Origin of the sequence: Corynebacterium sp. HMSC05E07, from assembly GCF_001807225.1 — a bacterium.
In the GTDB taxonomy this organism is placed as follows: Bacteria; Actinomycetota; Actinomycetes; order Mycobacteriales; family Mycobacteriaceae; genus Corynebacterium; species Corynebacterium singulare.
On sequence record NZ_KV788207.1, the window covers coordinates 64,684 to 78,789 of the forward strand.

The 14,106-nt window shown below is 61.6% G+C and carries 14 protein-coding genes; 4 read left to right on the plus strand and 10 right to left on the minus strand.

The genetic code is table 11. The features are described 5' to 3' along the window. Positions 1–2 precede the first annotated feature (2 nt). Complete coding sequence (locus HMPREF3149_RS02100; protein WP_239180552.1) at positions 3–956, minus strand: exopolyphosphatase; 954 nt, start codon at positions 954–956, stop codon at positions 3–5. A 29-nt stretch (positions 957–985) separates the two neighbouring features. On the opposite strand from HMPREF3149_RS02100, the gene cobA reads away from it, so the two are divergent. Continuing rightward, entirely contained in the window at positions 986–1,714 is a 729-nt protein-coding gene (gene cobA, locus HMPREF3149_RS02105; protein WP_070536219.1) for a uroporphyrinogen-III C-methyltransferase, read from the plus strand. On the opposite strand, the gene HMPREF3149_RS02110 is transcribed toward cobA, so the two are convergent. The 4 genes from HMPREF3149_RS02110 to HMPREF3149_RS02125 are packed head-to-tail and all read right to left on the minus strand — an operon-like array spanning position 1,711 to position 5,296. After that, entirely contained in the window at positions 1,711–2,685 is a 975-nt protein-coding gene (locus HMPREF3149_RS02110) for a sulfite exporter TauE/SafE family protein (RefSeq protein ID WP_070536220.1), read from the minus strand. The genes cobA and HMPREF3149_RS02110 overlap by 4 nt on opposite strands. Continuing rightward, positions 2,678–3,355: a sirohydrochlorin chelatase gene (locus HMPREF3149_RS02115; RefSeq protein WP_070536222.1), complete on the minus strand. Its 678-nt coding sequence runs from the start codon at positions 3,353–3,355 to the stop codon at positions 2,678–2,680. The genes HMPREF3149_RS02110 and HMPREF3149_RS02115 overlap by 8 nt, the downstream gene beginning before the upstream one ends. 22 nt (positions 3,356–3,377) lie before the next feature. Beyond that, on the minus strand, positions 3,378–3,629 hold the full coding sequence (locus tag HMPREF3149_RS02120; RefSeq protein WP_070536223.1) for a hypothetical protein: 252 nt from the start codon (positions 3,627–3,629) through the stop codon (positions 3,378–3,380). Next, the gene (locus tag HMPREF3149_RS02125; protein ID WP_070536225.1) at positions 3,626–5,296 is read right to left on the minus strand and encodes a nitrite/sulfite reductase; all 1,671 of its coding nucleotides are present in this window, start codon (positions 5,294–5,296) and stop codon (positions 3,626–3,628) included. Before HMPREF3149_RS02125 ends, HMPREF3149_RS02120 begins: the two co-directional genes overlap by 4 nt. Before the next feature lie 231 nt (positions 5,297–5,527). On the opposite strand from HMPREF3149_RS02125, the gene HMPREF3149_RS02130 reads away from it, so the two are divergent. Further along, positions 5,528–6,883 carry an FAD-dependent oxidoreductase gene (locus HMPREF3149_RS02130; RefSeq protein WP_042529772.1) on the plus strand — a complete coding sequence of 452 codons (1,356 nt, stop codon included), beginning with the start codon at positions 5,528–5,530 and terminating at the stop codon, positions 6,881–6,883. A gap of 194 nt (positions 6,884–7,077) precedes the next feature. Here HMPREF3149_RS02130 and HMPREF3149_RS02135 read toward each other — a convergent pair whose 3' ends face one another. Both HMPREF3149_RS02135 and HMPREF3149_RS02140 read right to left on the minus strand, forming a co-directional pair. Next, positions 7,078–8,445 (minus strand): phosphomannomutase/phosphoglucomutase, encoded by a 1,368-nt coding sequence (locus tag HMPREF3149_RS02135; protein WP_070536226.1) that lies wholly within the window; start codon positions 8,443–8,445, stop codon positions 7,078–7,080. Positions 8,446–8,483: 38 nt separating this feature from the next. Continuing rightward, the gene (locus HMPREF3149_RS02140) at positions 8,484–8,927 is read right to left on the minus strand and encodes a DUF3499 domain-containing protein (RefSeq protein ID WP_083280742.1); all 444 of its coding nucleotides are present in this window, start codon (positions 8,925–8,927) and stop codon (positions 8,484–8,486) included. A 93-nt stretch (positions 8,928–9,020) separates the two neighbouring features. Here HMPREF3149_RS02140 and HMPREF3149_RS02145 point away from each other — a divergent pair, with 93 nt between their 5' ends. Continuing rightward, positions 9,021–9,491, plus strand: coding sequence for a metallopeptidase family protein (locus HMPREF3149_RS02145; RefSeq protein ID WP_042529768.1), 471 nt, complete (start codon positions 9,021–9,023; stop codon positions 9,489–9,491). Positions 9,492–9,571: 80 nt separating this feature from the next. On the opposite strand, the gene HMPREF3149_RS02150 is transcribed toward HMPREF3149_RS02145, so the two are convergent. From HMPREF3149_RS02150 to HMPREF3149_RS02160, 3 genes are all read right to left on the minus strand, one after another. Then, positions 9,572–9,874 (minus strand): WhiB family transcriptional regulator, encoded by a 303-nt coding sequence (locus HMPREF3149_RS02150; RefSeq protein ID WP_042529766.1) that lies wholly within the window; start codon positions 9,872–9,874, stop codon positions 9,572–9,574. Between the two features lie 433 nt (positions 9,875–10,307). Continuing rightward, complete coding sequence (locus tag HMPREF3149_RS02155) at positions 10,308–11,402, minus strand: mannose-1-phosphate guanylyltransferase (RefSeq protein ID WP_070536228.1); 1,095 nt, start codon at positions 11,400–11,402, stop codon at positions 10,308–10,310. A gap of 54 nt (positions 11,403–11,456) precedes the next feature. Beyond that, positions 11,457–12,353: a glycosyltransferase family 2 protein gene (locus HMPREF3149_RS02160; protein WP_070536339.1), complete on the minus strand. Its 897-nt coding sequence runs from the start codon at positions 12,351–12,353 to the stop codon at positions 11,457–11,459. Positions 12,354–12,421: 68 nt separating this feature from the next. On the opposite strand from HMPREF3149_RS02160, the gene HMPREF3149_RS02165 reads away from it, so the two are divergent. Continuing rightward, entirely contained in the window at positions 12,422–14,074 is a 1,653-nt protein-coding gene (locus tag HMPREF3149_RS02165; protein ID WP_083280743.1) for an LCP family protein, read from the plus strand. Positions 14,075–14,106: the final 32 nt, after the last annotated feature.

Consider the following 14,106-nt stretch of genomic DNA (forward strand, 5'->3'; position numbering starts at 1 on the left):
CTCTATTTCACGTCATAGGCGGTCGCGGCATAACTCCGCGTAATCAACTGCAGCGCGCGAGCCACATCTCCACAGTCGGGGTCGGCGCTCGCTGCAGCGAAGGAATGGGGCAGGTTCGCCTCTTCCTGGCCCCATAAAACAATTTTCAAGGGTACCAAAGGCTCCTCGTCCTCAAACGGGTCGTAGAAGATATCTGTCGGCGCGTCCTTAAGAAGTGGCCCCACACCTTCCGCATCCACGACGGTGCCGCCGAGGCCATGAACTGACCAGAGTGCGCCTGCCATGCGGGCAACGAGCGCACCGAGGTCCACGCGGGTGCGTTCGTCCGAGAAACCATAGGGGTCCACCCCGCTGCTGTGAACGACGCGCCCGCCCTCCGCGAACTCACGCAGGGCTCGCCCAGGGTTGGTGGTGGCATCGCGGTGCGGGGACAGCGCGTCAATCTCGCGGTCGATTGCGTCTGCAACGTCGTCGAGACGGCGTGCCACCAACTCTGGGTCTTCGCTCAGTACTGCCTGCACCGCGTGGAGCGCGGTGATAGCTCGTACTGGGGAGACTCCTTCTGTTGTGGGCAGAGCATCGATCACGATGGTGTCTTCAGGTGGGTCCTCTAGGACGTCGACAAGCACGGTGGTTGCGCCGCGCCGCGCTGCATCATGGAGCGCGCGCTCTGCCCACAGGCTCTCCCCTGCTACAACGACAACATCCAGTGCGCCTGTAAAGCGCGGCAAAGACTCACTGACCATGATGGGCACATCCGCTGGCTCGGCTAGGCCCACGGCTACGTGCGCGGCGGCGCGCGAAATCTGGTCTGCGGCAAGGATGACGAGGGACCGCGGGCGCATTCCGCCCAGGACTCGAGCGAGGTCGGGCACAGCAGAGGCCACGACACGGGCTTGGGCTCCTTCGTGGGCAACGTCGAAGAAGCGCACGGTTTCGGGGTCATAGGAAGTCATGAGCCCGAGCATAGCTAGGATGAGTGGCCATGAGCATTCATCCGGTAGTCCTTGTCGGCGGCGGCCCGGGCGCGTGGGACCTCATCACCGTGCGCGGCATGCACGCTCTGCAGGCCGCAGACGTTATTGTGGCGGATCATCTCGGCCCTACCGCACAGCTGGATCGGTTGTGTGACATTGACGCCAAGGAGCTTATCGACGTCTCCAAGATCCCCTACCGCAAGCAGGTGGCTCAGGAGCGCATCAACGAGATCCTCATTGAACAGGCTCGAGCAGGCCGCCGCGTGGTGCGCCTCAAGGGCGGGGATCCGTATGTCTTCGGACGCGGCTTTGAGGAGCTCACAGCACTCACGGACGCGGGTATTCCCGTGGAGGTTATCCCCGGCGTCACCTCGGCCGTGGCCGTCCCGGCGTTGGCCGGGACCCCGGTCACGCATCGCGGCATGGTCCATGCTCTCACCGTGGTTTCCGGCCACCTCCCGCCGGGCCACCCGAAGTCACTGGTGGATTGGGCCGCCTTGGCACAGTCGGGAGCAACCCTGTCCGTCATCATGGGGGTGAAGAATGCCGCAGCCATTGCCGCAGCGCTTATCGACGCCTCCCTCCCGCCCCACACCCCCGTGCGCATCATCCAAGAAGGCTCCCTCGCTGAGGAGCGCGTTTTTAGCTGCCAGCTCTCCACGCTTGGTTCCACGATGGAGGACAAAGCGGTGGCCCCGCCGGCCGTCATCGTCATTGGCGAGGTTGCTGGGCTTTAGTCAGCGTTGACACCCACCGGTTCCGTCGATTCGGCAGCTTCTGGCTCTGAAGAAACCACAACTCGGCTACCGCCGCGCGCCGGTGCGTGACGGCCGTCCTGATTCCCCTCACGCTCACAGCGGGTGCGGCGCCGGCTCGCCCACACGGAGAGGCCCACGCCCACGACGAGCGCCGCGATTTGAAGACCAAGGATGGCCGGATGCGGCAGCGCCCAGCCCAAGGCTCTAGGCACGTTGAGCGTGACGATGGCAGTGCCCACAAGCCCGCCCAGCACTGTGGGGTTCACGCGCGAGATGAGCCACGCCGCGATTGGCGCGGTGATGGTGCCACCGATCAGCAGTGCCACAACGGCCGCGGCATTGGCCACGATCTGTTCCCAGAGGCCGACCAGGAACCCTGCGGTCGCACCGAAAGTAACAAGAAACTCAGCGGTGTTGACCGTGCCGACGATGCGGCGAGGCTGCTCACTGCCCACCGCCAAGAGCGTCGAGGTGGAAATCGGCCCCCATCCGCCGCCCCCGGAGGCGTCGACGAAGCCGCCAACCACGCCAAGACCGGCGAGGAAAGGCGTGGAATGCGAGCGGGCTGTCAGGGGCTTCTTCCGGCGCGGCTGAGAAAAACGCCACACCAGATTGATGCCCATGATGACGAGGATGGCCGAGGTGACGGGAGCTGCCGCTTCGAGCGACAGATTCGACAGTAATGTCGCACCCAGGAAGGCTGAGATTCCTCCGGGAACGCCCAGCTTGAGCACTGTCGGCCAATGTACATTGCCAAAGCGCCAGTGACTGATTCCAGAGACGAGCGTCGTGCCCAGCTCGGAGGTATGCACCACGGCGGAGGCCGTGGCCGGACCCAAGCCCGCGAGCAGCAGAATGGTGGTGGAGGTGACACCGAAGCCCATGCCAATGCCGCCGTCGACAAGCTGCGCCGCAGCCCCCGCGAGAGCGATAAGTATGAGACTACGCATGGGCCACCTCCTGATAGCGCTGGGAGACAATCTCCGCAAGGGCTGTCCCGAGCGGCGGGAGCACCTGACGTTGCGAAGCCGTGGTCAAGCCACCATCGAGGCGGTCAAGCAAGAGTCCAGGGCTAACAAATAAGGGTACGACAACCTCCCCATGCTCGCGCGGTGAAAAGTTCTGTTCGGCGACGGCCTTAGGGCCCGTGGCATAGGCAGCAGAGCATTCACACCCGGCAATCTCGCCCACGCGGCGCGCGAGTCGGGCCACCGCGGCATTGGCACTCGCATCAGAAGAACCCACGGAATACACCATGACCTTGCTGGCTTCCTCGGGAACTCGCGTAGCCAGCAGTTGGGCCATGTCCTCACCGGTACCGAGCCCCCGTGCTCGGTGAAGGATGAGCCCGGTCGACGCGGAGGCGCTGTCGAGCGCAGCGGGAACGTCCACGCGCTGGTGATAGCCCTCGGTGAACAGCAATGGCACGACGACTGCCTCGCGCTCACCGCGCGCAGCCAATCCCTGAGCTGCGGCCTCCAGAGTTGGAGTGTTGAACTCCAGATGCGCTGCCACAGCAGGCACGCCAGTGAGCACCCCCGCAGCGCGGGTCAAGGCCTCCACGCTTGACGCGGCCTCAGGGTGGCGCGAGCCGTGCGACAGGGTAATCAATGCGGTCATGGCGGCCCTCCTTCTTCAGTCTTTAGTCCTTGGGCGCGGTGGAGTGGCCGCGGCGAGCCAAGGAGCGCTTGAGCGCCTCGTTCGCAGAGAGCGCCGGTGCAGGGGCTACCGGGGCATCATCCTGACCGTGGAATCGCAGCGAGAAGATGCGCAAGCACTCCTGGCACTTCCAGGCAAAGTCATCTTCCTCATCCGGGAAGAGATCCGTACCGGCGCAGTAGGGGCAATGGGCCGGATGATTGCGGTTAGGGTTGGGCTGGCGGCGGAAGTTCACTGCAGATCCTCCTCCTCGGCGCGCAAGACCCAGTGGCGGAACTCTTCGCCGTCTTCGCGCTGCTCCTTGTACTTACTCACCAGCCGGATGACATACTCCGGAACTTCATCAGCAATGACCTTGTGTCCACGCAGCTTGCGGCCCCAGTCCGGGGACAGCCCCAGCGCGCCACCGAGATGCACCTGGAAACCTTCGACACGGTTGCCGTCTTCATCGGTGACGATCTGGCCCTTGAGGCCGATGTCAGAGACCTGCGAACGGGCGCAGGCGTTCGGGCAGCCGTTGAGGGCAATGGAGATTGGCACATCCAGATCACCCAGGGTGTCTTCGAGAATGTCAACAAGCTCGATAGCGCGGGCCTTGGTGGTCACGTGCGCCAACTTGCAGAACTCCAGGCCGGTGCAAGAAATGACACCGCGGCGGAACTCTGAGGGCTGCGAGTACAAGCCCGTCTCATCGAGTGCACGAGACAGCTCCGGGATGTCTTTTTCCTCCACATCAAGGAAGAGCAGTTCCTTCATCGGAGTGGTGCGAATGCGGGTGATGCCGAACTTCTCGGCCACATCTGCGATGGCAATGAGCTGCTCACCCGTGGCATGGCCCACGGTTGGTTTCACGCCGACGTAGAACTTGCCATCCTTCTGGCGATGCACGCCCACGTGATCGCGGTTGCCGGGGGCAACGGGGAGGGGGTGGCCGTCGAGAAGCGGCTCATCCAAGTACTCGTCCTCCAGCACCTGGCGGAACTTCTCAATGCCCCACTGCGCCACGAGGAATTTCAGGCGTGCACGGTTACGGTTGCGGCGGAAACCATAATCACGGAAGATGCGGGCCACACCGGCCCAGACCTCGGGGACGCGCTCGAGCGGAATCCACGCGCCCAGGGACTGCGACAGCATTGGATTGGTGGACAGGCCACCTCCCACGAAGCAATCGAAGCCAGGGCCGTGCTCAGGATGATTGGTACCGACGAAAGCAATGTCCTGAATCTCGTGGGTCACGTCTTGACGAGCATTACCGGAAATAGCGGTCTTGAACTTGCGCGGCAGGTTGTGGAACTCTTCGCGCGGAAGGTAATTGTTCTTAATCTCCTCGATAGCCGGGGTGGCATCGATAATCTCGTCAACGGCCACGCCCGCCACGGGGGAACCCAGAATAACGCGGGGCACGTCACCACAGCCCAACAGAGTATCCAGCCCAACGGAGCGCAGCTTCTCCCAGATGGTGGGGACATTCTCGATCTGAATCCAGTGCAGCTGAATATTCTGGCGGTCGGTGAAATCCGCGGTGGAGCGCGCATAATCTCGAGAGATCTCACCCACTGCGCGCAGCTTGGCGGGATCCGCTACGCCACCGTCAAAACGCACGCGCATCATGAAGTACTCATCCTGCAACTCTGCGTTGGAGAGCTTCGAGGTCATTTCACCGCCAAGGTTCTGGTTGCGCTGGGTGTAAAGGCCGAGCCACTTAAAGCGCGGAGCGAGATCCTCCGCGGGAATCGAGGAAAATCCTTCCTTGGAGTAGATGTCAATGACACGCTGACGTACAGCGAGCGCCTCATCGGCCTGCTTAATCTCTTCATCCCCGTTGAGTGGGGAGGTGCCATCAATCTTCCACTGTCCTTCGGGCTTCTTCGCGCGGGCCGGTCGCTTTGTGGCGGTGGTCATAGTCTGCTGCCTTTCGTCGGATAGTGAAAACCTACCGGTCTAGACAGAACAGACAAAGCAGTCTTTTTTATTTTCGCGGCAATATGCAAAGCACGCTGCGTCTATGCCACAATGTTCTCCGAATGTAATTAGGCACAGTTGCCCTTGAGCAGACAAGCCGGTTCAATAAACCCCACGCTTGTTTAAGACCTAAGCTTTCGTTAGTTAGCACAACACTCCGAAAGGCCATCCATGACCCAGCAGCCCCTGAAAGTAGCCGTCATTGGTGCCGGCCCGGCCGGCATTTACGCCTCCGATATCTTGATTAAGAAGACCGGCGGCAACGTTCAGATCGATCTCATCGAGCAGATGCCAGCACCATTCGGCCTCATCCGCTACGGCGTGGCCCCGGACCACCCGCGCATTAAGGGAATCGTCAATTCCCTGCACCGTGTGCTCGATAGCGAACAGATTCGACTGCTGTCCAACATCACCGTCGGCCGCGATGTCACCGTGGCTGAGCTGGAGGAGTACTACGACGCCATCGTCTTCGCCACCGGCGCCGTCGGCGACCTTGGCATGTCCATCCCCGGCTCTGATCTTGAAGGCGTACACGGCGCCGGTGAGTTCGTTGGCTTCTACGACGGCAACCCGCGCTTCGAGCGCTCCTGGGATCTCTCCGCCGAAGAAGTTGCCGTCATTGGTGTGGGCAACGTGGGCCTTGACGTCGCCCGAATCCTGGCCAAGACCGGTGACGAGCTCAAGGAATCCACCGAGATTTCGGATAACGTCTACGAATCTCTGGCCAAGAACCAGGCCACCACCGTGCGCGTCTTCGGCCGTCGCGGCCCGGCTCAGGCAAAGTTCACCCCGCTGGAGCTCAAGGAGCTCGACCACTCCCCCACCATCAACGTGGTGGTGGACCCGGAGGACATCGACTACGACGAGGCCTCCCTCAAGGCCCGCGAGGAAGCAAAGTCCTGCGACCTCGTGTGCCAGACTCTCGAGGGCTACGCCATCCGCGAACCCAAGGATGCCCCGCACACCCTGCAGATTCACCTCTTTGAGCAGCCGGTGGAGTTCATCGGGGAGAACGGCAAGGTTACCGCAGTAAAGACCGAACGTACCGCGCTCAACGGCGACGGTTCCGTCTCCGGAACCGGCAAGTTCACCGAGTGGCCGGCACAGGCCGTCTACCTGGCGGTGGGCTACCGCTCCGATGCCATCGACGGCGTGCCTTTCAATGCGCAGAAGAACGTCATTAACAACGACGGTGGCCACGTCATTGACCTCGACGGCACCATCGTGCCGGGCCTTTACACCACCGGCTGGATCAAGCGCGGTCCGGTGGGGCTTATCGGTAACACCAAGTCCGATGCGACGGAGACCATCGGCATGCTGCTTGATGACGCCGAAGCGGGCAACCTCTCCCACTCCCGTGACGAGGACATCGTCGACCTCTTCGAGTCCAAGGGACTCGAACACCTGACCTGGGAAGGCTGGAAGAAGCTCGACGCCGCCGAGCGCGCTTTGGGTGAGGCCGAGGGCCGCGAGCGCAAGAAGTTTGTCGAGTGGGAAGAGATGGTTCTCAACTCGCGCGGCGACTAGGCTGCTGTCTCAAGGATGGGCCCACAGCCCAGCCTCCTTCGCCAGCCCCCTCTCCGCCAACGCTACGGCCGTACCCGAACTAAAACTGCCCTATCTGACGAAACTCTCGCTTCCGCCACAATTAACGCGGAGAAGCTCGTCAGTTAGGGCAGTTCTTGTCTCAAGGACTGCGCGTGAAGGCTCATGCCCTCGCGCTAGGCGCGAATGATACCCAGCACCTCGTCAACGATGGCCTGAACCTCGTCCTCGGTCTTGGCTTCAACGTTGAGCCGCAGCAGCGGCTCCGTGTTAGAGGCCCGCACATTAAACCAAGCATCGGTCCCCTTAAGTTCAACGGTGACACCATCGAGCTCGTCGACGGACTCAATCTTGTCCGCCAGCTCATCGAGCACGCGCTGTGTCGTTGCCTTCTGGTCATCCACGGTCGAGTTGATCTCACCGGAGGCCTCGTAGCGCGAGTACTGCGCCATGAGCTCGCTCAGCGGCTTATCCTGCTCACCCAGCGCTGCCAGCACGTGCATAGCCGCAAGCATGCCGGAATCTGCATTCCAAAATTCCTGGAAGTAGTAATGAGCCGAGTGCTCACCACCAAAGACCGCCTGGTGCTCAGCCATCTGTGCCTTAATGAAGGAGTGCCCCACGCGAGTGCGCACCGCTGTGCCACCCTTCTCTGCGATGAGTTCCGGAACCGTCTTCGACGTAATGAGATTGTGGATGACCGTGGCGCCGGGGAACTTATCTAGGTAGCGCTCAGCCACCAACGCACAGATTGCAGACGGCGAAACCGGCTGACCCTTCTCATCCACGACAAAGCATCGGTCCGCGTCACCATCAAAAGCCAGGCCAATGTCAGCCTTCTGTTCAACAGTGAACTTCTGCAGATCTACCAAGTTCTTCGGATCCAGCGGATTGGCCTCATGGTTGGGGAAGGTTCCGTCCAGTTCAAAGTACAGATCACGCACGTCAAAAGGCAGTCCCTCAAACACTGCTGGGACGGTGTGGCCGCCCATCCCGTTGGCAGCATCCACGGCGACCACGAGCGGGCGCGAGTTTTCCAACGGGACCAGACCGCGGAGGAAAGCTGCATAGTCACCCAGCACTTCACGCTTGGCAATGGAGCCAGGCTCGCCATCGAAGGCAGGGGTGCCCTCAATCAGCATGTCCTTGATCTGCTCCAAACCAGTCTCCTGGCCCACCGGCACCGCTCCCGCGCGGCACAGCTTGATGCCGTTGTACTTAGCTGGGTTGTGCGAGGCGGTAAACATTGCCCCCGCACAGTTCAGGTCACCAGCTGCAAAGTAGAGCTCATCGGTGGAGGTCAGTCCCAGCATGATGACGTTGACGCCTTGGCCGGCGGCACCCTCAGCGAAGGCAGCAGCCAGCTGTGGGGAGGATGGGCGCATGTCATGGCCCACCGCTACGGTGCTCTCACCTTCACCGCGGAGAATCGCAGCATAGGCCGCGCCAGTATCGCGCACGAAAGTTTCGTCGATATCCTCGCCCACGACGCCGCGGACGTCATAGGCTTTAATCACTGCATTGAGCTGTTCACGAGTTCGCATAGCCCACAAGCATACCCGTGCCCCCCTGTGCAGTCCGGTTAGTCGGCGTCCGGCACTACCGTGAGGTGTGCGCGGCGGCGCTGACGAGCGTCATGAACACGGCGAGTGCGGAAGACTGGATGGTTGGAGTTACGCGGGTCTGCACCATCAAAGTTGGCGGAGTAATCAATGGGATCTGCGCCAGAGCCAGTCGTGGAATCGTCGACAAGCCCGGTGGTCACACGGCCGGCCTCACGCACGGCCTCAGCCAGCGCGGTGAGATCATCATCCTCATCGAGCTCAATGCGGTCGACGCGCACCATCTCCCACCCTTGTGGTGCCGTAATGCGCTCACTGTGCTTCTCACACAGGTCCCAGGCATGGGGATCGGTGTCCTCAGAAAGCGGGCCCACGACGGCAGTCTGCTGAGCGTAGGCATAGGTCAACGTCGCCACGGCGGGGCGGCCGCAGCCGGGGCGGGAGCAACGGCGGGAGCTATTCACGGGCCCAAGTCTAAACCCAAACTTGAGATTTAGATAGTCCCACGCGGCGCGCCCCATGACGAAGGGATGCCAGTGCGCCTTAAACTAAGCCGCATGACCACGCCTCGCCCCCACATTCGCCCGGCCCGCCACCGCCACGGCCGCGGCGCCCGTGGGCCACTGCTGCCGCATGCAACACCGCGCTATCGCAGCAGCGCCGAGCGCTTCGACATGGCGGTGCTTGAAGCCTATGCCCCCATTCAGAACGCCTTCGCCGAACAGCTCGCGGGCCTAGATCTCGCCGTCGACACTGTGCCTCGCATGCGCCTGTCTGTAGATATGACGGTGATGCCAGATGAGATCATCGCGGATGGCCCCATCCCCTTGGGACGCATTGTGCCGGCTGGCGTTGATTCAGCGGGGCAGCCTACGCGTGCCCGCCTCGTCATTTTCCGTATGCCCGTGGAAGAACGCGTGCGCTCAGCTCAGGAGCGCGAGGAGCTACTCGCTACCGTCCTCACCGCCCTTGTAGCCAACTACCTCAATGTAGACCCTGAGGATATCGATCCACGCTTCAGCTGGTAAAACGCAAACCTCCCCCGACACTCTGCAGGAAGCAAAGGTGCCGAGGGAGGTGAAGATGCTGCACTACCAGATCCGCTGCGCTAGCCGACTTCGCGTTTTAATCGGCGGCGCTCGCGGTCTGACAATCCGCCCCAAATTCCAAAGCGCTCATCGTGCTCCAGTGCATATTCAAGGCATTCATCACGCACAGCGCAGGCCTGGCAGATGCGCTTGGCCTCACGCGTCGAGCCTCCCTTTTCCGGGAAGAAGGCTTCCGGATCCGTCTGGGCGCACAGCGCCTGGTCTTGCCACTCCTGCTCGACGGCACCAAAGAGTTCATCGAGCGACATCTCTGCAGCAGCACCGCCACGGAGAATAGCGCTGTTATTCGTTGTATCGTCCACGCCGCTTCCTTTCTCCGAGGTCGTTTCTCTCTCACGTCGGTGGCACCGACCCTACACCGAAACTTTCTTTCAGTGCCGCGCCCGCCGTGCCGTTGATTACACTGATGTCATTTCACACCGGATCACTAAATATCGTCAACCTGTCAGGAGTGATTTTTTCGCAATGTCGACAAAAGCGCAGCACGCGATCCTCAACTTTCACACCAGTCACAGCACCCCGACGGCGGGGGTGAACATCGGGGGTACTACATATAGTGGCACCCTCTTGTCCTGTGAACAATTCCAAGGTTTCCACGGCGTGTCGCCACCCATGCGCGCAATTCTCGTGGATCTCACCGGCACCACGAAAACCTTCCGTCACTCCTCGAGCAGACGGCGGTGGTGCCAGAAAAAAGAGGCGCTGGGAGAAACTCTCCCAGCGCCTCGGGCTGTGTTAAGCGTCAGAGCTAAAACGCACGCCCGCATCCGGCAGGTTCACGCCCGGGAAGACGCGCATGCCGCCCTGCAGCTCGCAGCGTGCACCAATCGTTGCGCCCTCACCAATAACGCAGTTATCGATGTGCGCATTGGCTCCGATGTGCGCACCCGACGCGATAATGGAGTTGCTGATGATCGCACCCGGTTCAATAGTCACGCCATCAAAAACAACTGTGCCGTCAAGGCGTGAGCCCGCACCAATCACCGAGCCGCGGCCCACGGCCGTACCGGAGAGCAACAGCACACCACCAGCAATACCCGCAGACTCATCCACCACGGATTCACCGGTGCGCCCAGCCAACAGCGGCGAGTGCGCGATGCCGCGTACCAAGTCAGAAGAACCGCGTACGAAGTCATCTGGGCGTCCCATATCGCGCCAATAAGAGTTGTCCACATGCCCCACCACAAGGCGGCCAGACTCGAGGAGCTGCGGGAAAGTCTCGCGTTCGACGGACACCACACGATTTGCCGGAATGGTCTCAATGACTTCACGCTTAAATACGTAGCAACCAGCGTTGATCTGGTTTGTTGGTGGGTCCTCGGTCTTCTCCAAGAAGGCCGTCACGCGCCCTTCAGCATCCGTAGGCACACACCCAAACGCACGCGGATCAGCCACGTTGAGCAGGTGCATCGTCACGTCCGCATCCTTGGAATGGTGCGTATCGAGAATGCCATTGAGGTCCATGCCGGAGAGCACATCACCGTTGAACACCATGACCGTGTCGTGGCGCAGCTTGTCGTAGACATTGCGGATACCGCCGCCTGTACCCAGTGCGGTCTCCTCCACCACGTACTCGATCTCTAGGCCCAGCTCGGAGCCGTCACCGAAGTACTCTTCAAAGACCTCCGCCTTAAAGGACGTGGAGAGCACCACATGCTCAATCCCCGCTTCCTTGATGCGGGCCAACAGATGCTGAAGGAAGGGGTAGTTGGCCGTCGGCAGCATCGGCTTCGGCGTACCAATCGTCAGCGGGCGCAGGCGAGTACCGCGGCCTCCCACCAGAATGACGGCATCGGCCGTCGATCCCCACTGGGGCGCTGATTCAGTCATATCGATCCTTAAACTCTCACAGATAAGTCACCGTTAGTGTATAGGGCGCGTGCCCTAGGAGTTGTCGCGGCACGCGCTCAAAGCCAGCCCGCGTACCCGCAATCCCAGCCACAGCACTGCGCGTAAAGGCGCTTCGAACCACTGTGGGTATCGATCCGCCTGAAAACGGTAGGCGGAATCATGGTGCGCGCGCAGCATCGCGCCGCGGTGAGCCTTCGTCGAATGCCCTTTAGCGTGAGTAATCACCGCCGAGGGGCAAAAGATGTTGTTCCAACCGGCGCGAGTGAAGCGGTCACCCAAATCCACATCCTCCATATACATGAAGTAGCGCTCATCAAAGCCGCCGATTGCATCGAATGCCTCCCAGCGTACGAGCAAACATGAACCAGATAGCCAGCCGGCGGGCCGTTCATTGTCCATGTCAGCGTCATCGCGGTAGGCCTTCGACCATGGGTTAGAGGGCCACACGGTTCCGAAGAGAGCGTGACCGATGCCCGTGAAGAGCGTTGGCACCGCGCGGGCGGAGGGATAATTCGTTCCGTCCGGTTCGACGATGCGCGGGCCCACGGCCGCAGCCTCTGGGTGGCGACGCGCACACGCTATGAGCTCGTCGAGGGAGCCCTCACTAAACGTCACGTCAGGGTTCGCAATAAGGAAAAACTCCTCATCCACTCCGCGCGTGCGGGCAAACCGGGCACCGGCGTTCATCCCAGCGCCATAACCGCTATTTCCTCCGGTGTCGAGGAACTCCACATGCGCATGATCCCGCGCGGCGGCCTCCGGCACGCCGTCGGCCGATCCGTTATCGGCAAGAACGGTGAGGGTTGGGTGGGACGTCGCCAAGCACAGCGAGTCCAAAAAGTCACTGAGGTAGCGGCCCGGGGAGAATGTCACCGTGACCACAGCCAGGGGTTTGCGTAAATCTTTCACGATGGCATCGAGCGTACCCAACGACGACGCGCGCACGCGCTCGCGACACTGCTTCACGTTTTGACCGCTTGCTCACTTAAACTGTTGCCGTGACTTCCCCGAACTCCCCGCGCGCCGCCCGCCACATCCAGGCCGCGCCGTCGCAGTCCGCACCCGCAACCCAGCGTGGGTCCACGCCGCTCAAGGCCATCGTGGCCTTCCTCTCCGCCGTGGTCCTCGTGCTCTCCGGTGTGGGTTACTTCACCGTGGGCAAACTGGGCAATGACATCTCCTCCGCCTCGAATTTGTCCTTGGGCAACGACGGGGGGTTTAAGGATCAAGGCATCGACGGCGCAGTGGACATCCTGCTCGTGGGCAAGGACTCCCGCACTGATGCCAAGGGAAATCCTCTGTCTGAGCAGGAGCTGGCGGATCTCCACGCGGGTGTGGATGAAGGCGAGGAGAATACGGACACCATCATGGTCATCCGCATTCCCAACGATGGCTCGCGCGCCACGGCTGTGTCGATCCCGCGCGATACCTACGTTCACGACAGCGAGTTTGGCAACACCAAAATCAACGCCGTCTTTGCACTGCACAAGTCCGCAGCGATGGAGGAGTTGACGCAGGAGAATGCCGAGGCTGAGGCTGAGGGCAAGAAACCGCCACACACTGAGAAGGAGATGGAGCAGCTCAGCACGGAGGCGGGACGTACGGGATTGATTTCCATGGTGCGCACCCTCACGGACGTCAGCGTGGATCACTACGCCGAGGTGGGCCTTCTGGGCTTCGTGCTGCTTACCGACGCCGTCGGGGGCGTCGACGTCTGCCTCAACGACGATGTGGACGACCCGATGTCAGGCGCCAAGTTCCCGGCTGGGCGCCAGACCTTGCACGGCGCAGAGGGCCTGTCCTTCGTGCGCCAGCGCTACGAGCTGCCGCGCGGCGACCTCGACCGCATCGTGCGCCAGCAGGCCTACATGGCCTCGCTGACTTCTAAGGTTCTGGATTCCGGCACCCTCACTTCTCCGGGCAAACTCAACAAGATTGCGGATGCGGTGGAGCGCTCCGTGGTCATTGATGATGACTGGGACATCATGGGATTTGTCACGCAGCTGGCAGGCCTCGCCGGCGGCAATGTCACCTTTACGACAATCCCGGTGACCTCCATTACCGGCGTCGGTGACTATGGCGAGTCCGTCGTCACCATCGACGCTGCCGAGGTACATCGCTTCATGGACGACCTGGCCAAGTCCCAGGAAGCTGCGGAAGACGACAAGAAGGCTGAGGAAGAAGCCTCGGACGAGGCTGCTGACGACGGCGACAAACCCGTGGCTGAGGGCCTCAACCTCCACGTGCTCAATGCCGGAACCGTCGACGGCATGGCCGGCGGTATCGGCACGTGGCTGAAAAACGTAGGCTACACAGTCGAACGCACCGCCAACGCGCAATCAGGCCTCTACACCGAGTCCCAAATTGTCGCTGCTGATGCCACCGACGAGCGCGCCCTCGCTCTGGCCGAGCAGCTCGGTGGCCTGCCGGTTACCGCGAACGAGAACCTGGAGCCAGACACTTTCATTGTTGTGGCTACCGACGACTACGCCGGTCCAAAGGATGACACCGCCATGGAGCAAGAAGCTGAAGCGGAATCGAACCAGGTGGCCGAAGACCAGCAGGTAGGCACCCCGGGCGATGACTTCGGCACAGCCGAGGTGGCACCTGAAATTGATGCCGGCGGCGATGGCCCGCGCTGCGTGAACTAAAGACCCCGTGGCGGGCTTCGTGCTCACCACCT